General features: G+C 34.1%; 1 protein-coding gene. It reads left to right on the top strand.

The window, feature by feature from the left end:
• The coding region (locus P7122_RS15815) for a hypothetical protein (RefSeq protein ID WP_278006772.1) at positions 1-370 on the top strand (370 nt) is incomplete at its 5' end.
• Positions 371-747 lie beyond the last annotated feature (377 nt).

Here is a 747-nt window from a genome sequence, read left to right as displayed (position 1 = left end):
ACCGTTAGGTGCAATTTGTATGAACGAACTTCAGAAAAATACAAAAGATAATATATCAGATTTTTTAAGTACAATTTCCTCAAAGGATTCTCAATTGAATTATAAAAAATCAGTTCCGTTTGTTCATATTCCAAATGAATTAGCTTGTCAATGGGATGATTTTTTCTCACCAGATTATAAGTGGTTTACCGAAATATGGACCAAATCAGAATTTAAACTTTTAACGAATTTTGATTCAGAATTCAATGAGATAATAGATTCTATGGAAAATCTTGAGGATGTACCTGAAATTTTTCATAACGATAATTGGAAAAAAGTTATGAATCTCGCGTCAGACTTGATACAGCAACTGGGATTAAAAAAAGATTAAGCTAATGGCAACACAAAACTGTCCGAATTGTATGATTGATAATTTCACTTGGAAAGTGGATGAAGAAGTATCGTCTCTTACGATTTGGGATTGTGGAAGTTGTCTATATCGAGCTTTTGAGGATGAATCTGACGAACGGATTTGCTCAAAGTGTGGAAAGAAAACTGAATCGAAATTGAAAGATAGTAAAAAAGAATATTGGTGGTGCTCGAATTGTAACTCGACCTAATTAATAAAAAACTGCACCTAACAATGGCTATAATTCATTGCGGTTGAATTCCTAATCGGAATTCACCGCAATTTTACTATCTTTCGGCTACGGCGGAAAGAATCCTGCGGATTTTTCCGCAACGAAATCATAGCCGAGACCGTTGTGC

It is taken from the genome of Winogradskyella marincola (assembly GCF_029624125.1).
GTDB classification, from domain to species: domain Bacteria; phylum Bacteroidota; class Bacteroidia; order Flavobacteriales; family Flavobacteriaceae; genus Winogradskyella; species Winogradskyella marincola.
This window is presented reverse-complemented; position numbering and strand designations above follow the sequence as displayed.